The organism is Nakamurella alba (assembly GCF_009707545.1).
Taxonomy (GTDB): Bacteria; Actinomycetota; Actinomycetes; order Mycobacteriales; family Nakamurellaceae; genus Nakamurella; species Nakamurella alba.
The window spans coordinates 102,892-121,386 of record NZ_WLYK01000002.1; the positions used below are offsets into that span (position 1 = coordinate 102,892).

Annotated in this window: 16 protein-coding genes; 8 read left to right on the top strand and 8 right to left on the bottom strand. The window is 72.5% G+C overall.

The annotated features are described in order from the left end of the window. Positions 1–52 precede the first annotated feature (52 nt). Positions 53–1,438, bottom strand: coding sequence for a 4-hydroxyphenylacetate 3-hydroxylase N-terminal domain-containing protein (locus tag GIS00_RS09115; protein WP_154768131.1), 1,386 nt, complete (start codon positions 1,436–1,438; stop codon positions 53–55). A 495-nt stretch (positions 1,439–1,933) separates the two neighbouring features. Continuing rightward, positions 1,934–2,551, bottom strand: a complete 618-nt coding sequence (locus GIS00_RS09120; protein ID WP_154768132.1) for a class I SAM-dependent methyltransferase — start codon at positions 2,549–2,551, stop codon at positions 1,934–1,936. An 81-nt stretch (positions 2,552–2,632) separates the two neighbouring features. On the opposite strand from GIS00_RS09120, the gene GIS00_RS09125 reads away from it, so the two are divergent. The 7 genes from GIS00_RS09125 (at position 2,633) to GIS00_RS09155 (ending at position 10,602) form a co-directional block, all read left to right on the top strand. Continuing rightward, positions 2,633–3,721 carry a glycosyltransferase gene (locus GIS00_RS09125; RefSeq protein ID WP_154768133.1) on the top strand — a complete coding sequence of 363 codons (1,089 nt, stop codon included), beginning with the start codon at positions 2,633–2,635 and terminating at the stop codon, positions 3,719–3,721. Further along, positions 3,718–4,695 (top strand): NAD-dependent epimerase/dehydratase family protein, encoded by a 978-nt coding sequence (locus GIS00_RS09130; RefSeq protein ID WP_322097758.1) that lies wholly within the window; start codon positions 3,718–3,720, stop codon positions 4,693–4,695. The genes GIS00_RS09125 and GIS00_RS09130 overlap by 4 nt, the downstream gene beginning before the upstream one ends. After that, the gene (locus tag GIS00_RS09135; protein ID WP_154768134.1) at positions 4,689–6,626 is read left to right on the top strand and encodes a hypothetical protein; all 1,938 of its coding nucleotides are present in this window, start codon (positions 4,689–4,691) and stop codon (positions 6,624–6,626) included. Before GIS00_RS09130 ends, GIS00_RS09135 begins: the two co-directional genes overlap by 7 nt. After that, entirely contained in the window at positions 6,623–8,581 is a 1,959-nt protein-coding gene (locus GIS00_RS09140; RefSeq protein WP_154768135.1) for a hypothetical protein, read from the top strand. Before GIS00_RS09135 ends, GIS00_RS09140 begins: the two co-directional genes overlap by 4 nt. 67 nt (positions 8,582–8,648) lie before the next feature. Continuing rightward, positions 8,649–9,227 carry a GtrA family protein gene (locus GIS00_RS09145; RefSeq protein ID WP_154768136.1) on the top strand — a complete coding sequence of 193 codons (579 nt, stop codon included), beginning with the start codon at positions 8,649–8,651 and terminating at the stop codon, positions 9,225–9,227. Continuing rightward, on the top strand, positions 9,224–10,225 hold the full coding sequence (locus GIS00_RS09150; RefSeq protein ID WP_154768137.1) for a glycosyltransferase family 2 protein: 1,002 nt from the start codon (positions 9,224–9,226) through the stop codon (positions 10,223–10,225). Before GIS00_RS09145 ends, GIS00_RS09150 begins: the two co-directional genes overlap by 4 nt. A 170-nt stretch (positions 10,226–10,395) precedes the next feature. Further along, positions 10,396–10,602: a hypothetical protein gene (locus GIS00_RS09155; protein ID WP_154768138.1), complete on the top strand. Its 207-nt coding sequence runs from the start codon at positions 10,396–10,398 to the stop codon at positions 10,600–10,602. A 37-nt stretch (positions 10,603–10,639) separates the two neighbouring features. On the opposite strand, the gene GIS00_RS09160 is transcribed toward GIS00_RS09155, so the two are convergent. Together GIS00_RS09160 and GIS00_RS09165 are read right to left on the bottom strand one after the other, a co-directional pair. After that, the gene (locus tag GIS00_RS09160) at positions 10,640–11,713 is read right to left on the bottom strand and encodes an ABC transporter permease (RefSeq protein WP_154768139.1); all 1,074 of its coding nucleotides are present in this window, start codon (positions 11,711–11,713) and stop codon (positions 10,640–10,642) included. After that, positions 11,710–12,897, bottom strand: coding sequence for a sugar ABC transporter substrate-binding protein (locus GIS00_RS09165; RefSeq protein WP_154768140.1), 1,188 nt, complete (start codon positions 12,895–12,897; stop codon positions 11,710–11,712). The genes GIS00_RS09160 and GIS00_RS09165 overlap by 4 nt, the downstream gene beginning before the upstream one ends. A gap of 137 nt (positions 12,898–13,034) precedes the next feature. Between GIS00_RS09165 and GIS00_RS09170 the strand changes: the two genes are divergently transcribed. Further along, positions 13,035–14,165, top strand: a complete 1,131-nt coding sequence (locus tag GIS00_RS09170; RefSeq protein WP_322097759.1) for a glycoside hydrolase family 76 protein — start codon at positions 13,035–13,037, stop codon at positions 14,163–14,165. Positions 14,166–14,179: 14 nt separating this feature from the next. Here GIS00_RS09170 and GIS00_RS09175 read toward each other — a convergent pair whose 3' ends face one another. Genes GIS00_RS09175 through rfbA form a run of 4 tightly spaced genes read right to left on the bottom strand, consistent with a single transcriptional unit; the run spans position 14,180 to position 18,459 of the window. Then, entirely contained in the window at positions 14,180–15,310 is a 1,131-nt protein-coding gene (locus tag GIS00_RS09175; RefSeq protein WP_154768334.1) for a glycosyltransferase family 4 protein, read from the bottom strand. After that, positions 15,307–16,401, bottom strand: a complete 1,095-nt coding sequence (locus GIS00_RS09180) for a glycosyltransferase family 4 protein (protein ID WP_322097761.1) — start codon at positions 16,399–16,401, stop codon at positions 15,307–15,309. Before GIS00_RS09180 ends, GIS00_RS09175 begins: the two co-directional genes overlap by 4 nt. An 11-nt stretch (positions 16,402–16,412) precedes the next feature. Next, positions 16,413–17,561, bottom strand: coding sequence for a mannose-1-phosphate guanylyltransferase (manB, locus tag GIS00_RS09185; protein WP_154768143.1), 1,149 nt, complete (start codon positions 17,559–17,561; stop codon positions 16,413–16,415). Positions 17,562–17,577: 16 nt separating this feature from the next. Further along, entirely contained in the window at positions 17,578–18,459 is an 882-nt protein-coding gene (gene rfbA / locus GIS00_RS09190) for a glucose-1-phosphate thymidylyltransferase RfbA (RefSeq protein ID WP_322097762.1), read from the bottom strand. Positions 18,460–18,495 lie beyond the last annotated feature (36 nt).

Consider the following 18,495-nt stretch of genomic DNA (forward strand, 5'->3'; position numbering starts at 1 on the left):
CACCGGGATCCGGGCACCGTACCGGGTCACCGGTCCGGTGCCCGGTCGTGGATCAGTGATCGCCCTCCAGCAGGCCGGCGGCCTTGAGGCCGCGGTGACGGGCCGCCTCGAAGTCGTACTTCCCCCGGGCCACGATCCGCTGCGCGAACAGCCCGCCGCCGCTCTGCAGCATCGCCACCAGGCGCCAGCCGCCGAAGTCGTCGGAGGTCAGGTTGCGGATGGTGGCGAACAACCGCGCACGGTAGAGGCCGTCCGGCGATGCGTTGCCGGTGGCCATGTACTTGCGGAGGTTGTCGCCGACGTCCGGGTTGTCGAAGTCGGCCATGGCCGGGACGGTGAACACGCTGCCACCGGCGATGTCGAGCAGGTGGCGGATCATGGTGCCGTACATCGTCGCGCCCTGGTACTTCGCGGCGTTGGTGTACAGCTCGTCCGGATAGAAGTAGCCCTCCGGCGTGGAGTGCGCATTGGTCACCGCCGCTTCCAGCCCGGCCCGCAGCATCGTCGCGTGGATCGCCAGCTCGTCGATCTTCTCCCGCACGTGCGAGATCTTCGCCAGACCGTTCGCCTCGGCGATCAGCAGTGCCAGACCGACGACCTCGTCGGCCTGGTCGGCCATGTAGGTGACGCCACCGAGTCGCTCCCAGAGCCCCAGCGAGTGGGCGAAGATCGCCGCCAGTTCGGGTTTTCCGTCCAGCAGGATCCGCTCGTTGGGCACGAAGACGTCGTCGAAGATCACGAACCCGTCGAACATGTTGTGCGCCCAGGTCGCCGGCTGGTCGCGCGGGTCGTCGGTCTTCGGCGGGAAGCCGACATTGACGATCTTCACCCCGGGCGAGTTCACCGGCACCATGCAGGCGATCGAGTACTCGTCCTCACCGGGACGCATGCGCTTTGTGGGAATCGCCATCAGGTCGTGCCCGAACGAGGCCCCGGTGATGTGCAGCTTGGCCCCGCGGACCACCACCCCGTCGGCCTGCCGGTCGACCACGTGCAGGTACTGGTCGGGATCCACCTGCGCCGAGGGCTTCAGACTGCGATCACCCTTGGAATCGGTGATGCACTCGGTGATGCGGATGTCCTTCGCCTGCGCCGAGTCGACGTAGGCCAGGATCCGGTCGGCGATGTCCGGGTTGTCCGCCCGCAGCCGCCCGGCGGCCGTGACCAGCGTGGAGAAGCTCTGGTAGCTGGCGTCCGTCATGACGTCCAGGGTCTCGAAGACGGGGATGCGCTCGCGCATCTCCTCGACCGAGCGCGGCGGGCTCATCAGCGGGTGCCGGGCAGCATCCGGGTCGTACCAGCGGTCGTAGCCGGCCGCGACGAGGTCCACCACCGAGCTCATCTCGGGCTCGAGGGTGATGTCGTCGATCCGCTTGCCCTTGTAGTAGGTCGCACGGCCGTCGCGGATCGACTGCCGGTACTCCTCGCCGGTCATCATGATGGGTTGCCTCGCTTCGGGAGTGGATCGTCGCTGATCGGTGTCCGGGCGGCGGTGCAGGGCGGCCGACTCCCAGGGCACATCGCAGTGCCGATCCGACTACAGCAGAACGATCGCGAACGCAGGAGGCCCGGTTCCGGGGCGTTTGTGGGAATGCCACATCGCCGCATGCCTGGTGTTCCACCGCGACTGGCGGAATCCGCAGGAGACGGCTCCCGCACCGCGGTCGCACTTCACCTCCGCGCCTGCTCGGCGACGTGATTCAACTCCGTGAGAGTCGCAGGCCGGCAGTCCCGACCGCTGAGTCCGATCGGACTCGACTTCCCGGTCCTTTCAACCACATTCGCTGTCGCTGAAGGGACCGCGAAGGCAGTGAGGTGCGGGTGGCAACGGGCGGCCACCGGTTCTCGCTACCGCTCAGCCTCTCGGCTGCTCGGCGACGTGGTTGAACTCGGATCCACGTCGACGGGCAGCCACCGGGTTGTCGCCTGCCGCTCAGACCCGCGGCTGCTCGGCGACGTGGTTGAACTCGTTGTAGATGAAGGCCTTGCCCAGGCGGCGGGGGAAGGGGAAGGAGTACTGCTTGACGGTGCGCAGGCCCAGGTCGTCGGAGATCGCGGCGAGGGCGGTGAAGTCGGTGAAGACCAGGTGCGTCGGGTCGGAGGCGTAGCCACGCTCCTGCGGGGTGACGAACAGGATGCGCCCGCCCGGCCGGACCAGCGGGAGGTAGGAGCCGAGGACCTCGCGAGCCTGCTCGACCTCGAGATGCTCGATCAGGTGCGCGGCCAGCAGCGAGTCGTAGTTGCGGGGCGCCGACAGCACCGGATCGGCGAAGAACTCCTCGGTGGTGTACGCCCGCAGCCCCAGTGCCCGGCAGTCCTGCACCAGGTGCGGGTTGTGGTCCACCCCGACCGACCCGGGCCCGAGGGCGGCCAGGTTCCGGCCGTTCCCGCAGCCGACGTCGAGGGTGCGGCCGCCGAGCCGGCGGCGCATGTTCCAGTGGTACGGCGCCTGGACCGGCAGCAGCTTCTTCCACCACTTGCCCTGCAGCTTGTTGAGCCGCTCGGCGTAGTCCTCGCCGGCGGTGCCCGGTCCCCGTTCGCTGGCGTCCATGCCCGGCATCCTCCCAGAACCACGGAACCTCCCCGACCGGAAGCGCGGGAGCAGGCCCGACCTGCCGGTTACACTTCGCCCATGCCGGAGGAGAACGCGGCACCGGCGCAAGGGGTGCACACGCTCTCCGTGGTCGTCCCGGTGTACCAGGGTGAGAAGACCCTCGCCGCGCTGGTCGACGAGCTGCTGCCGTGGACCACCGAGTTCACCACCCCCGACGGGCACCGCGCCGTGGTCGAGGAGATCCTGCTGGTCGACGACAACGGGCCGGACCGGTCCGGGTCGGTCATCCGCACCCTGTCCGACCGGCACGAGGTGGTCCGCCCGGTCTGGCTGAGCCGGAACTACGGCCAGCACCCAGCCACCCTGGCCGGCATGGCCTCCTCCGGCGGCGACTGGATCATCACCATGGACGAGGACGGTCAGCACGATCCGTCCGCCGTCCCCGGGATGCTCGACGTCGCGATGCGGGAGCGGGCCGACGTGGTCTACGGCCGCCCGGTGAACGCTCCCCCGCACGGCCTGGTCCGGAACGTGCAGAGCCGGGCCGCCAAGCGGCTGGTCCACCTGAGTTCCGGCAGCACCCACGCCGGGGACTACCAGTCGTTCCGGTTGGTGCTCGGCGGGATCGGCCGCAGTGTGGCCGCCTACGCCGGCGCCGGCGTCTACCTGGACGTGGCGCTGGGCTGGGTGGCGCGCCGGGTGGTCACCGCTCCGGTGACGTTGCGCGCCGAGGGCGACCGGCCGTCCGGCTACCGCTTCCGCACCCTGATGTCGCACTTCTGGCGCATGGTGATCACCAGCGGCACCGGCGCCCTCCGGCTGGTCAGCATCCTGGGCGGCGTGTTCGCCGTCGGCGGCGGCCTGCTGGCGATCTACCTGCTGGCCGCGCGGCTGTTCTGGGACAGCACCACCCCGGCCGGCTGGCCGTCGCTGATGGTGGTGCTGCTGGTCTGCAGCGGCGCGATCCTGTTCTCCCTCGGGGTGATCGCCGAGTACATCGGCACCTCGGTCAACATGGCGATGGGCAAACCGCTGTACCTGATCGTCACCGACCCGGACGACGGACCGCTCGGCCGGACCCTGCCGCCCGTCCCGCCGGCGGCCCCGGCGCCGCCCACCGCGGACCGCACCGGGGCCCGGACGACGAGCGGCTCGGGACGCCCGTGACCACCCGGCCGACCTGGATCCTCGGTGCCGGCGGACTTCTCGGCGGCGCGGTGCGCCGTGCCGCGCTCGCGCGCCGGCTGCCGGTGCTCACCTCCGAGGTGCCGTGGACCGAGGCCGACCCGACCCGCCGGGTGCTGACCGGCGACATCGACCGGATGCTGGACGCCGGTGACGGCGGTTGGCGGATCGCCTGGTGCGCCGGCGGCGGGGTCACCGGTAGCACCGCGGAAGCGCTGCGACAGGAGGTGCGGGTCTTCCGGACCTTCCTGGACGACCTGGCCGCCCGCTCCGTCGGCACCCGGGGCAGCGTCTTCGTGGCCTCCTCCGCCGGAGCGCTCTACGCCGGCGCCGCCGGCGCGCCGTTCACCGAGCGGTCCGCGGTCGCCCCGCTGGCCCCCTACGGCCGGGCGAAGGTGGAGATGGAGCAGGCGGCCGACGACTTCGCCCGGCGCACCGGTCACCGGGTGGTGCTGGGCCGGATCGCGAACCTCTACGGGCCGGGCCAGGACATGAACAAGGGCCAGGGCCTGGTGTCCCACCTGTGCCGGGCGCACCTGGAGCGCCGCCCGCTGTCGGTGTTCGTCCCGCTGGACACCGTGCGCGACTACCTCTTCGTCGACGACTGCGCCCGGATGGTGCTCGACCTGCTCGACCGGTGCGACACCGTCGCCGACAGCACCGTCACGAGCACAGTCGGCACCGACACCGGGAACCCTGGCGCCGTGGTGAAGATCCTCGCGTCCGGCCAGGGCACGACCATCGGCGCGCTGCTCGGGGAGTGCCGGCGGCTGTTCAAGCGCACCCCCAAGGTCGTTCTCGGGTCCTCGGACACCGCGCGGTTCCAGGCCCGCGACCTGCGTCTGCGGTCGGTGGTGTGGCCGGAGATCGACCGGCGGCCGCTCACCACGCTGCCCGCCGGGATCGACGCGACCATCCGTGGCCTGCACCTGGCGACCTTCGCCGGCAGATGCTGACCCCCGACACCGAGCTCCGGCAGCCCACCGCCGGAGCCGATCCCTGGCGCGCGCGGTGGGCACGCTCCGACCTCCGCCACTACCTCGCCGCCGGCGCGATCGCCACCGCGGTGGCGATCGTCTACCTGCGCCTGTGGGAGGCGCGCTGGTCGGTGCCGTTCTACTACTCCGGCGACGCGGTGGCCTCGCTCGCCCACGTGAAGACCACCCTGCAGACCGGGTGGTACGAGTACCAGCCGGATCTCGGCGCCCCCTACGGCCAGCACTACTCCGACTACCCGCTCTCCGACGACCTGCACCCGGCGCTGTTCAAGGTGTTCGGGCTGTTCACCGGCAACGCCCCGGTGGTCTTCAACCTGTACTACGTCATCGGTTTCCCGCTGGCGGCGCTGACCGCCCTGTGGTTCCTGCGCCGGTGCGGGCTGCGCGGGTTCACCGCCGTCGCGCTGGCCACCCTGTTCGCGGTGGCGCCGTACCACTTCGTCCGCAACGAGAACCACCTGTACCTGGCGTCATACTGGGCGGTCCCGCTCGGCCTCGGCGTGGTGCTGGACGCGCTGCGCGGGCGGCCGCTGTGGGGCCGGCGGGCCGGGGCACCCCGGGTGCTCGACGTGCTGACCGGCCGCGGTGCCGGCACGGTCCTGATGCTCGTCCTGGTCACCCTGTCGTCGGCCTACTACGGGCTGTTCACCGTGGTGCTGCTGATCCCCGCGGTGATCGCCGGTGCCATCCGCACCCGGGACCTGCGGCGCACCCTCGGCGGGGTGGCGGCCGTGGTGCTGATCGGCGTGGTCGAGTTCCTGGCGATGCTGCCGGACCGGATCTACGCCGCGGCCAACGGTGCCGACACCGGGGCCCTCACCCGGCAGCCGTCCGAGGCGATGACGCTGGCGTTCAAGATCATCGCGCTGGTGCTGCCCGCGCCCGGCCACCCGGTCGACTCGCTCGCGGCACTGCGCGAGAAGTACATCACCAACTTCCCGTACAGCTCCGAGCTGCCGGCGCTGGGCACCATCGCCTCCGTCGGGTTCGTCGCACTGCTGCTGCTGCCGCTGGTCCGGGCCGCCGGGCCGCGGCCGGCGGGCGAACGCCGGACGTCCCCGCGCCGCCGCACCCTCACCGACCTGGCGCTGCTCACCTGGGTCGGGGTGCTGGCCGGCACCTTCGGCGGGCTGGGCACGCTGATCGCCGTCTTCGTCACCGACAACATCCGCGGCTGGAACCGGCTGTCCATCTTCCTGATGCTGCTCGGGCTGGCCGCGGCCGGCCTGGCGTCGGACGCGGTGGCCGACCGGTGGGCACGCCGCGTCCGGGCCGACGATCCCGGTCCCGGCCGTCAGGCCACCCGGCGGATCACCGCCGCCGGCCTGGCCGCTGCCCTGCTCATCGTTGGCGTCGGCGACCAGGACCTCACGATCACCGTGCCGCCGTACGCGCAGGCACAGACCGCCTGGGACAACGATGCGCAGTTCGTCGCCGCCCTGGAACAGCGGCTGCCCGAGGGGGCGATGATCTTCCAGCTGCCGTACCGGGCCTTCCCGGAATCGGAGCCGCTGAACGGGATCCCGGAGGCCGACCAGCTCCGGCTGTGGCTGCACTCGGACACGCTGCGCTGGTCGGCGGGCGGCATCAAGGGCCGGCCGCAGACCGACTGGCCGTCGATGGTCGTGTCCGAGGGCACCTCGACGATGACGACGGACCTGGTGTCCCTCGGCTTCGCCGGGATCGTGGTGGACCGCTTCTCCTACCAGGACGGCGCCGCCGCGCTGGAACGCGGGCTGCAGCAGGTGCTCGGCGATCCGGTCCTGAACAGCCCGGACAACCGGTACGCCTTCTACGATCTCGCTCCCGTCGCGGGACCGGGCGGACCGGCCGGCGATGCCGCGCAGCGGGCCGCCCGCGCCGCCGAGATCCTGGGCAGCGGCCGATGAGCGCGACCGCGATCCCGGAGCGGGTGGACCTGCCGGCGGAGAACCGCTGGGTGCGGCTGCTCCGCCGGGCGATGCCCTACCTGACCTCGGCGGTGCTGAGCACGGCCGCCTTCGCGATCATCACCCGCTGGTGGCGGGGCGACTGGTCGATCCCCTACTACTACGGGCTCGACTCGGTCAGCAGCGCCGGCCACTTCCGCACGGTGCTGGAGACCGGCTGGTACGAGTTCCAGCCCCGGCTGGGCTGGCCGTACGGCCAGCGGTACCACGACTACCCGTTCTCCGACGACCTGCAGCCGTTCATCATCAAGATGTTCGGCTGGATCGGGTTCTCCGCCGACTCCTGGCCGCTGGTCTTCAACATCTACTACGTGCTCGGCTACCCGCTGGCCGGCATGGCCGCGGTGTTCTTCTTCCGCCGCTGCGGGATGGCCGTGCCGCTCGCCGTGGCGCTGTCGGTGCTGTTCTCCGTCTCGCCGTACCACTTCTACCGCAACGAGACCCACTTCTTCCTCGGCGAGTACTGGCTGCTGCCACCGGCGATGTGGATCGTGCTGAGAGTGCTGCAGGGCCGGCCGATCTGGGGCCTGCGCCGCTTCCGCACCCCGCCCCGCTGGGACGGCCGGGCACCCTGGCTGACCCCGGTGGCCGGGGCGGTCACCGGCCGGGGCGCGGTCACCACGGCCATCCTGGTGCTGGTGGTGCTGTCCGGCGCCTACTACGCGGTGTTCACCGGTTTCCTGCTCGGCGCGGCCACCGTGTTCGCCCTGCTGCGGCGACGGGACATGCGCCGGTTCGGCGGCGCGGTGGTGGCCGGGGTGCTGGTGGTCATCACCACCGCGGCGCCGATGGTGCCGGACTTCCTGCACCTGGCCGCCTTCGGCAACAACCCGGGCGCGCTGGGCCGCGACCCCTACGGCGCCGAGCTGTACGCGCTGACGCTGTCCGAGCTGCTGCTGCCGGCGACCGGCCACCCGATCAGCTCCTGGGCCGAGCTGCGGGACAACTTCAACACCGACTTCCCGTACGGCGACGAGGCCCCCGCCCTCGGCACGGTGGCCGCGATCGGTTTCCTGCTGCTGCTCGGAGTGCTGGCGCTGATCCTGATCGGCCGCTGGAACCGGGCGCCGAAGGACTCCGCCCAGCGCCGCCGTGGGGTGGTGCTCGGCCAGCTCGCCGTGCTCGCCTGGTCCGGCTTCCTGATGGCCACCACCGGCGGCCTCGGGTCCTTCATCGAGCTGGCCGGCACCGACAGCATCCGCGGCTGGAACCGGATGTCGATCTTCATCATGCTGTTCTCGCTGGCCGCGGTCGGGCTGCTGCTGCAGGGTCTGGCCACCCGGGTCCGCCGGCGCACCGGTCGGGCGCTGGTGCCGCTGCTGGCCACCGTGGTGCTGGTGGCCGGCACCGCCGACCAGTCGCTGGACTCGGCGATCCCGCAGTACGAGGCGGCGCAGAGCAACTGGCTTGCCGAGCAGTCCTTCGTCGACGCGATCGAGGCGCTGCAGCCCGGCGGCGCGATCTTCCAGGTGCCGTACATGGCCTGGCCGGAGTCCAACGCCCTGCACTGGGCGACCACCAACGACGTGCTGCGGCTGTACCTGCACAGCTCGACGCTGCGCTGGTCCGAGGGCGGCATCAAGGGCCGGCCGGAGACGGAGTGGTCCTGGTTCGTCAGCCAGGAGCAGCCCGAGGACATGGTCCGGGACATCGCGATCGTCGGGTTCACCGGCATCGTCGTCGACCGGTACGCCACCCCGGACAACGGGGCGGAGATCGAGAACGGGCTCGAGCCGCTGCTCGGCGCGCCGACCCTGGTCTCGTCCAACGGCCGGTACTCGTTCATCCCGCTGGGCACCGCCGGGCAGCAGGTGCTGCTGTCGATGACCGAGCAGGAGCGGGCGGCCGAGGCCGACCGCATCACCCGCGGCGCGAGCACCGCTCCCCCGGGCTGAGTGCGGCCGGGCTGAGCGCGGCCGGGCTGAGCGGGACGAGAACTGCTGGACGAGGAACGGAGTGTGCATGGCGGAGCCGGAGCGCGGGCCGCTGCTGCTGCTGCTCGACCAGCGGGTGGCGTTCGTCCTCGTCGGGGCCTTCAACACGGCGTTCAGCTTCGCCGTCTTCACCGCGCTGGATCTCTGGTGGCACACCTGGGTGCAGCTGGAACTGCTGATCGCGCAACAGTCCTCGCTGGTGACGGCGTTCGTGCTGCACCGCCGCTTCGTGTTCCGGGTGCGCGGTCACGTGGCGCGGGACTTCCTGCGGTTCGAACTGGTGCAGATCACCTCGCTGCTGCTGAACCTGGCACTGATCACCGTGCTGGTCGACCTCGCCGGGCTGCCCGCGCTGCCGTCGCAGGCCGGGGTGACCGTGCTGCTGGTGCTGCTCAGCTTCTTCGGCCACCGGGACTTCTCCTTCCGCCGGACCGACCAGGAGAAGGCCGCCCAGCACAACGCGGCTCAGCCGGAGGGCGCGGAGGACACGCACCGGGCGGCGGTGCCCGGTGCGCAGCACCACGAGGACTCCCCCTCGCTCCCGACCACCGCCGAGATGCCCACCACGCTCGGCGATCCGCAGCGCCTGCCGGGTGAGCGGCCATGAGCCCGCCGATCCCGGAGGAGCCCACAGTGCCGGAGGATCCCGCAGTGCCGGAGGAGCCCGCAGTGCCGGAGGTGCACAACGGACCGGACGTGCCGCAGGTGACCGGCACGGGGCAGGGGCCGGACGAGCGTCGGGACGCAGCACCGGACACGGCGGGGTCGGCCGCGGCGCCCGTCACGGTGTCCGTGGTGGTGCCGACGTACAACAACGCCGCGCACGTGCAGGCGGCGATCGACTCGATCCTGGCGCAGACCTTCACCGACTTCGAGCTGATCATCTCCGACCACAGCTCCACCGACGGCACCTGGGACCTGCTGCAGGACTACACCGCCGACGCCCGGGTCCGGCTGCAGCAGGTGCCGCAGGGCGGCGGCGCCCCGGCGAACTGGAAGGCCGTGACGGAGCCGGCCACCGGGGAGTACCTGAAGCTGGTCTGCGGCGACGACCTGATCCATCCGGACGCGCTGCAGGAACAGGTGGCCGCGCTGGCCGCGCACCCGTCCGCGGTGCTGTCCGCGTCGCTGCGCGACATCGTCGACGAGGCCGGCCGCCCGGTGGTCCGCGCCCGCGGCCTCCAGGGGCTGGACGGGCTGGTCGACGGCCGGGAGGCGGTGCGGCGCACGGTACGGGCCGGCACCAACGTGTTCGGCGAGCCCGGCTGCGTGCTGTTCCGCCGGTCGGTGCTGATGGAGTCCGGCGGCTGGGACGACCGCTCCCCCTACCTGATCGACCAGGCCACCTGCGCCCGGGTGGCGCTGCGCGGGTCGATGGTCGCGGTGCGGCGGTCGCTCGCCGGGTTCCGGATCAGCGCCCAGCAGTGGAGTGTCGCGCTGGCCGCCACCCAGGCCGAGCACGCGGCCGCCTTCCACCACCGGATCGCGGCGGAGAACCCGGGCCTGCTGACCCGCGGGGACGTGCTGCTCGGCGATGCCCGGGCCTGGTTGATGGCCGTGAAGCGCCGTGCCGCCTACCTCTGGCTGCGCCGCCGGATGGGCTGACGGCGGCCGCGAACGAGCCGGGAACGGGACATCGGCAGCGAACCGGACTTCCGTCCCACCGGTCCCACGCGACACACCGGTCACGTCCGACCTGCCCTGTCACCACCGGGTTACGGTCGGGCACCGGCGGCGCACCGGACACGTCGCCTTCGCCAGGACGGACTTTCCCGATGGGTCGCATCGACGTCGCCAAGATCCTCGACCGGGCGTTGTCCCGGAACCCCGCCTGCCACGTCCCGGGGGCGGTGCGCTCGCCGATGGACGACCTGGGCACCCAGGTGATCCCCCGCCGGGTCATCGACCAGTGCGAGAAGTCGGCGGCCCGGCTCGTCGGCCACCCGTGCCGGAGCGTCGCCCCGCATCGCACTCCCGCCTGAGAGAGCGCGACGGACCGCCCGATCGGACCGCCCGGACTCAGGTCGCGGCCGGTTCCGGCGCGGCCTCCCGCGGCCGCCGGATCCACCGGCGCGGCCGGTCGATGATCAGCGCCAGCACCAGCAACGCGGCGTGGAACACCTGCGACGCATACGATGTCACGTTCGCCAGCGACATCCCGTTGTCGACGATCGAGATCGTCAGCAGCGCCAGCATGGTGCCGGGCACCGAGGCCCAGCCACCCGACATCCGGGCTCCGCCGAGCAGCACCGCGGTGACCACGGTCAGCTCGATACCCAGGGCCGCGGTCGGCAGACCGGTCCCGAGCTGCGAGGTGCGGATCAACCCGACCAGCGCCGCGGCCAGACCGGACACCACGAACAGCCCGATCACCCAGCGCCGCTCGGGCCAACGGTCCAGCCGCCCGACCGCCGGCATCATCCCGATCCGGCGGCTGCGCCGGCCGACCGCGGACCTGGCCAGCAGCAGCCCGGCCACCAGCACCACCACGAAGATCAGCGTGGGCAGCCCGATGCCGAGGAACGGCCGGGTGTTGCCCAGGGCCCGGAACCCCGGCAGCGAGATGGCCAGCCCGCTCGGGATCAGGTAGGCGAGCCCACGCAACAGGGACATCGCGGCGAAGGTCATCGCAATGCTGTTCACCTCGGCGACCGTCACCAGCAGGCCGTTGATCAACCCGATGAGCAGGCCGGTGAGCACGGCCAGCAGCACCGCGACCACCATCCCGGATCCCGGCGCGGTGCCGGCCAGCACGATCCCGGTGAACGCGGCGGCGGCCCCGACCGACAGGTCGACGTGCCCGCTCATCATCAGGAAGGTGGCCGGCACGGCCAGCAGCCCGGCCAGCGCGACGTCCTCCATCAGGTTGACCAGGTTGTCGCCCGACAGGAAGTACGGGCTGGAGAACGAGAAGGCGACGGCGGCGAGCACGGCGCTGGCGGCGAGCAGCATCGTGGTCAGCGAGCGGCGCCGGCGGCGCACCCGACCGGCCGCGGAGGTCACCGCGGCACCGGCACCCGGTGTGCCGACGGTCGTGCCGGCTGCGTCGGACTCCGCGGTGGGCAGGGTGGGAACGGCGGTGCGGTCGGTCATGGTCCGGCACACTCCTGCACGTCGTAGACCTTCCGGAGGGAACCCGCCGACAGCAGTGCGGTGTCGACGAGGATCCGTTCCGGCACCGACTCCCCGTGCAGCAGGTCGAGCACGGTCGGCACCACCACCTCGCCGTAGCGCTCCGGGAAGAGCGCGGCGTCGCCGATCCAGTCCGGGTCGGTGGTGATGGCGCACCAGGCGCGCTGGTCGGCGCCGATCGCCCCGATCACCACGTGGTCGTCGCCACCCTCCGGGATCGCGGCGACCGCGCCCAGGGCGGCACCGTCGTTGACCGCCGCCACGATCACGTCGGCGTCGGCCGGCACCCCGGTGAGCACGGTGGCGAAGGCCTCGTAGGCGACGTCCTGGGTGCCGGCGTCCAGCACGGTCGGGGTGATCCCCACCCCCGGGCACTGGGCCTGCCAGCCGTCCAGCACCCCGGCGATCCGGGCCGCGGTGGAACCGGGGGACGCCGGGTCGGCGAGCAGCACCCAGGCCGCCGGCCGGCAGCCGGCGGCCACCCGCGCGCGGAGCCCGAGGGCCACCCCGAGCAGCCGGCCGGCCCGCACGTCGTCGGCGCCCACCGCGGTGCTCTGGCAGGGCAACGGGTCGGACCCGATGACCACCAGCGGGACCTCCTGGGGACCCGCGTCGCACAGCACGTCGCGGAGGTCGCCCGGCGGCCGCAGCACGATCCACCCGTCCACCTGCTGGGTGGCGAGCCGGCGGGCGCAGTCCAGCACCAGGCCCGGGTCGGCGCCGGCGTCGCAGACCGTCAGTTCCGCGCCGGCCAGGTCCGCCTGCTCGATCACCGAGTCGGTGACCGCCCGGTCGAAGGCGTCGGAGCCGGCCGACGAGATCAGCCCCAGCCGGACACCGGTGGCCGAGTCCGGGTCCGGGGTGCGGAACGGCACCGTGCTGCCCGGTGCCGACCACCAGGTGGTCGGCGTCGGCGTCGTCGTCCCGGTGGTCTCTCCCGTGGTCGCAGTGGGTCCTGCGGTGCCGTCCGTTCCGTCCGTGGCGGTGGTGGATGTGGTCCCCGTGCTGCCCGGGCCGGTCGACGGATCGGCACCGGTGCCCGTGGTGCACGCGGCCGACAGCATGGCGACGACCACCGCGCAGCCGATCAGCCGGGTGCGACGGCGCTCACCGCGGCGGTAGGCCGGGCGGCCGATCGGGAACACTGGGATCACCTCCGTGTGCGGTGCGGTCCAGTCTTCCGTACCCGACGGGGCCGCCGCTGCACCCCCGAGAGACCAGCACGACACCTGCCCGAGAGACCTGACAACACCTGCGAGAGCCGCCGGAGGATCGAGATCACGTGCGTCACCGCCGCCTGAGCCGCACCGTCGCCGCGGTGACCGCCGGGCTGCTCGCACTGACCGGGTGCGGCGGCCAGGCGCCCTCCGACGTGCCCGCGGTCGACGCCCTGGTCGGCTTCTACGACCAGGGCAGCGGGCTGTGGCCGACGACCGGCTGGTGGAACAGCGCGAACGCGCTCACCGCGCTGATCGACTACATGATCGCGACCGGGGACCGCCGCTATGCGTGGGTGGTCGAGAACACCTACGAGCAGAAGCGGAACGCCGCCCGCGGCAACTTCGTCAACGACCTGATCGACGACACCGGCTGGTGGGCACTGGCCTGGATCCGCGCCTACGACCTCACCGGCGAGCAGCGCTACCTGTCCACCGCGCGCACCGCGATCGACTTCATGGGCGGTTTCGAGGACGACCACTGCGGCGGCGGCATCTGGTGGACGGTGGCCAGGACCTACAAGAACGCCATCGCCAGCGAGCTGTACATCAAGGCAGCGGCCGAGCTGGACGTCCGGCTCGGCGGCGGCACGCCGTACCGGGACAGCGCGGTGCGGGTGTGGGACTGGTTCGAAGCCTCCGGGATGATCAACGAGGACCTGCTGGTCAACGACGGCCTGAACAACGGCACCTGCGAGAACAACGGGCAGACCACCTGGACCTACAACCAGGGCGTGGTGCTCGGCGCGCTGGTCGCGCTGCACGAGAGCACCGGCGACACGGCCTATCTCGAGCGCGCGGAGGAACTGGCGGACGCCTCCACCGACTCCGACGCGATCAACGTGGACGGCATCCTCACCGAACCGTGCGAGCAGACCGGTTGCGGCGTGGACGGTCCCAGCTTCAAGGGCATCTACGTGCGCAATCTCGGCGAGCTCGACCGGGCACTGGAGGACCGCCCGTACCACGACTACCTGGTGGACCAGGCGACCTCGGCCTACGAGAACAACCGCACCGAGGACAGCCAGTACGGCGTGCACTGGGCCGGTCCGATCGCCGGGATCACCGGCGCCACCCAGCAGAGCGCGGTGGATGCGCTGGTGGCGGCGCTGGTCCCGCCGGGCGAGGAGGAGACGGACACCGACGCCACCACCGACGGATCCACCGGGGCCCCGGCACCGGCGTCGACCGGCTGAGATCCCAGCGGCTGTCAGCGGGTGGCGGCGGCTCGGCGGTAGGCCTGCTCGTGCTTCTCGGCGCAGGCGTCCCAGGTGAACCCGGCGGCCCGCTCGACGGCCAGGTCCGCCAGCTCGGTGCGCCGCGCCGGGTAGTCCAGCAGACCGGCCAGTGCGTCGCCGATGTCGCCGGCCCCGGTCCCGGTGTAGGCGACCGCGTCGCCGCCCACCTCCGGCAGCGAGAGCCGGCGCGTGGTCAGCACTGTCGCGCGGCAGGCCATCGCCTCCAGCACCGGCAGCCCGAACCCCTCGCCCAGGCTCGGATAGGCCACCACGGTCGCGCCACCCAGGAGGGCCGGCAATCGGTCGAGCGGCAGGTGGCCGGTGCGCAGCACCCGCACACCCGGCGGGACCGCAGCGATGGCCGGGTCGACCGCGTGGTCCCAGCCCGGCGACCCGGCGAGCACCAGGGCGGGCGGGTCGGTGCGGCCGGCCACCGCGCGGACGAACCCGCGGATCAGCGCCGGGACGTTCTTGCGCGGTTCGACGGTGCCGAGGAAGGCGACCCAACCCGTGGGCAGGTCGAGGTCGTCGGCGAAGGCCTGCACGTCGGCGGCGGCAGGCGGGTGGAACAGCCCGGTGTCCACGCCGTGGTGCGCCACCACCAGCCGGCCGGTCCGGGCGCCGGCCAACCGCACCAGCTCGTCCGCGGTGGCCCGGCTGGGCACGACGCAGACGGCCGCCCGTCGCAGCGAGACCCGGGTCCAGCTGCGGAAGAACCGGCCCTTCACGCCGAGATGCAGGTTGCGGTCGGAGAAGAAGGTGGCGTCGTGCAGCGTGCTGACCACCGGCAGCCCGGCGGCCAGCGGCATCGTGTAGTGCGGGGAGTGGATGACCTGTGCCGCCACCCTTCTCGCCAGCCGGGGCAGGGTGGTCTGTTCCCAGGCGAGCCGGGCCGGGCGGTTCCGCAGCTCCTCGGCGACCGGCACGATCCGGCTGTGCGGGGCGAGCGCCTGCATGATCTCCGCGTCGCCGTGCTGGCAGGCGATCGCCAGGTCGGCGCCGCGGGCGTCCAGGGCGGCGGCGAGCTGGTCGACGTAGCGGCCGACCCCGCCACGCTCGGCGGGAATGGCGGTGGCGTCCAACAGGATCCGTGGCGGCGTCAGCACGAGGTGTAGACCTCCCAGGTCGCCCGGGCGGTGCGGTCCCAGCCGAAGTCGGCGGCGCGGGCGAGTCCGGCGGCGGACCGGTCGGCGGCCAGGGCGTCGTCGGTCCAGATCTCCCGGACCGCGTCGGCCAGCGCGCCGATGGACCCCACCGGCACCGGGATCCCGGCGCCACCGGCCACCTCGACGAGCGCGGGGATGTCGGAGTGCAGCGCCGGCACGCCGGCCGCCATCGCCTCGATCACCGGCAGGCCGAAACCCTCGGCCCGGCTGGGCATCACCAGCGCCCGGGCACCGGCCAGCACGGCGGCCAGGTCCTCGTCCGGGATCCGGCCGAGCAGATGCACACGGTCGGCGCGCACCCCGGAGCGGGCCGCCAGCCGGACGGGATCGACGTCGCCCCAACCGCTCTGGCCGACGACCACCAGGGCCGCGTCCCCGGACTCGGGCTTGGCCAGCGCGGCGAGCAGCACGTCGAGCCCCTTGCGGGGTTCCAGGGTTGCCAGACTGATCAGGTACTTCTCCGGCAGCCGCAGGGCGGCCCGGCGCGCGGCGGCGTCCGGCGGTGCGGGCAGCCGGGTGGCGCCCATGTGCACCACCCGGAGCCGCCCGGCGATCCCCGGCAGCACGCCTGAGAGTTCCTCCGCCACCGCCGCTGTCGGCACGATCACCGCGGCGGCCCGGTCGGCGGCCCGGCCGATCATGGTGCGGTGCCAGGACACCCCGCGCGGGGTCAGCGTCTCCGGGTGCGTCCACGGCACCGCATCGTGCACGGTGACCACCAGCGGGCCGCGGTGCCGGGCCGGGGCCAGCGGGGTGGTGGCGTGCACCACGTCACCGGCGACGGACGGTGGCAGGCCGCGTTCCCAGAGCCGGTTGAGCACCCGGTGTCCGACCGGCAGCCGGCGCGGGCCGCGGACGCCCGGCACCCGGGCCGCAGCCGTGTCCCGGTGGAACGCGGTCACCGCACGCACCGACCAGCCCACGGGGGCCGCGGCCGGCAGGTGCTCCAGCAGCGCCCGGGTGTACCGGCCGGTGCCGCCGGGGACCGGCGCCAGCACCTGCTCGGCCAGCACGGAGACGACGGGCACGACGATCCGGGTCAGGCCGGGGCGGAGAAGCGGACGGCGCCGTCGGCGATGACCGCGTCCGGCCAGACCCGGGCCCCGGCACGCAGTTCGCAGCCGGCGCCGAGCTGTGCCCGGTCGCCGATCACCGTGTCGGCCAGGTCGGTACCCGCGCCGATCGTGGCGCCGGCCCCGATCACCGAGCGGGCGATCACCGCGCCGGCCCCGATCACCGCGCCGTCGAAGACGACGGAACCGTCCACCACCGCATCCTCGCCGACCACCACGTCACGACCGATGGTGCTGCCACCGGAGATCCGGGCGGTCGGTGCGACGGCGGCTCCGGGAAGCACCAGGGCGTCACCGATCTCGCCGGGCAGCGCGCCGGTGGGGGCGAGACCGGTGACCAGGTCGGCGGATCCGGCCACGAAGGCCGCCGGCGTCCCGAGATCCCGCCAGTAGGTGGCGTCGACGTGTCCGTAGACGGGCGCACCGGCGGCGAGCAACCCCGGGAAGGTCTCCCGCTCCACCGACACCGGACGGTCGTCGGGGATCGACTCGATGACCTCGCGGCGGAAGACGTAGCAGCCCGCGTTGATCTGGTTCGTCGGCGGATTCTCGGTCTTCTCCAGGAAGGCCTCCACCCGGCCGTCCGGGTCGGTCGGCACGCAGCCGAACGCCCGCGGGTCCGGCACCTGCACGAGATGCAGTGTCACGTCGGCGTTCCGGCTGCGGTGGGTGTCCAGGATGGCCCGCAGGTCGAGGCCGGACAGCACGTCGCCGTTGAACACCATCACCGTCGGCGCGGTGAGCTCCGACAGCACGTTGCGGATCGCCCCGCCGGTGCCCATCGGGGACTCCTCGACGGCGTAGGTGATCGACATGCCCATCGCGGAGCCGTCACCGAAGTACTCGGTGAAGGTCTCGGCCTTGTAGGAGGTGCCCAGCACCACCTTCGTGATGCCGGCCTCCTTGATCCGGGAGAGCATGTGCTCCAGGAACGGCACGCCCGCGGTGGGCAGCATCGGCTTGGCCGCGGACAACGTCAGCGGGCGCAGCCGGGTGCCCTGGCCGCCGACCAGGATGGCGGCCTGCACCTCGTCGGTACCGGGAGTGCTTGCGGCGCCGTCGGTCCCGTCCGTCGCTGTGGCAGGGGGCGCTGGGGGCCCAGAAGGCACGGCCATGGTGTCCCGTCCCCGCTCAGCCGGTGGCGCCGGCCGCGCGGGCGACCGCCATCACGTACTGGCCGTAGGGCGACTTCGCCAGCGACCGGCCGAGCTCCAGGCAGGCATCGGCGTCGATGAAACCCTTGACCAGCGCGATCTCCTCGAGGCAGGCCACCCGGATGCCCTGGCGGTGCTCGAGCACCTGCACGAACTCACCGGCCTCGAGCAGCGAGTCGTGGGTGCCGGTGTCCAGCCAGGCGAAGCCGCGGCCGAGGTCGATCAGCGAGGCCTTGCCCTGCTGCAGGTACAGGTTGTTGAGATCGGTGATCTCCAGCTCGCCGCGGGCGCTCGGCGCCAGGTCGGCGGCCAGATCGACGACGTGGTTGTCGTAGAGGTACAGCCCGGTGATCGCCAGGTTCGACTTCGGCTTCTCCGGCTTCTCCTCGATCGAGAGCAGCTTGCCGGAGGCGTCCTTCTCCCCCACGCCGTACCGCTCCGGGTCGCGCACCGGGTAGCCGAACAGGACGCACCCGTCGACGTCGGTGGCCGCGCGGGTGAGCGTCTGCGAGAAACCCTGGCCGTAGAAGATGTTGTCGCCCAGCACCAGAGCGACCGAGTCGTCGCCGACGTGCTCGCGGCCGATGATGAACGCCTCGGCGAGACCGTTGGGCTGCGGCTGCTCGGCGTAGCTGAGGTTCAGGCCCCACTCGGAGCCGTCGCCCAGCAGGCGGCGGAACCCGGCGTTGTCCTCCGGGGTGGTGATGACCAGGATGTCCTTGATACCGGCCAGCATCAGCACCGACAGCGGGTAGTAGATCATCGGCTTGTCGAACACGGGCAGCAGCTGCTTCGACACCGCTCGGGTGATCGGATGCAGCCGGGTGCCGGCCCCGCCCGCCAGGATGATGCCCTTCACCGGTGCTCGCTCTCTGCTCTGCGGATCCCGGCGGGT

What these genes read in the sequence shown, in the direction of transcription:
- GIS00_RS09150 (WP_154768137.1), top strand. Translation starts at nt 9,224, where the DNA reads ATGAGCCCGCCGATCCCGGAGGAGCCCACAGTGCCGGAGGATCCCGCA.
- GIS00_RS09125 (WP_154768133.1), top strand. Translation starts at nt 2,633, where the DNA reads ATGCCGGAGGAGAACGCGGCACCGGCGCAAGGGGTGCACACGCTCTCC.
- manB (WP_154768143.1), bottom strand. Translation starts at nt 17,561, where the DNA reads ATGGCCGTGCCTTCTGGGCCCCCAGCGCCCCCTGCCACAGCGACGGAC.
- GIS00_RS09155 (WP_154768138.1), top strand. Translation starts at nt 10,396, where the DNA reads ATGGGTCGCATCGACGTCGCCAAGATCCTCGACCGGGCGTTGTCCCGG.
- GIS00_RS09160 (WP_154768139.1), bottom strand. Translation starts at nt 11,713, where the DNA reads ATGACCGACCGCACCGCCGTTCCCACCCTGCCCACCGCGGAGTCCGAC.
- GIS00_RS09140 (WP_154768135.1), top strand. Translation starts at nt 6,623, where the DNA reads ATGAGCGCGACCGCGATCCCGGAGCGGGTGGACCTGCCGGCGGAGAAC.
- GIS00_RS09120 (WP_154768132.1), bottom strand. Translation starts at nt 2,551, where the DNA reads ATGGACGCCAGCGAACGGGGACCGGGCACCGCCGGCGAGGACTACGCC.
- GIS00_RS09135 (WP_154768134.1), top strand. Translation starts at nt 4,689, where the DNA reads ATGCTGACCCCCGACACCGAGCTCCGGCAGCCCACCGCCGGAGCCGAT.
- GIS00_RS09145 (WP_154768136.1), top strand. Translation starts at nt 8,649, where the DNA reads ATGGCGGAGCCGGAGCGCGGGCCGCTGCTGCTGCTGCTCGACCAGCGG.
- GIS00_RS09115 (WP_154768131.1), bottom strand. Translation starts at nt 1,438, where the DNA reads ATGATGACCGGCGAGGAGTACCGGCAGTCGATCCGCGACGGCCGTGCG.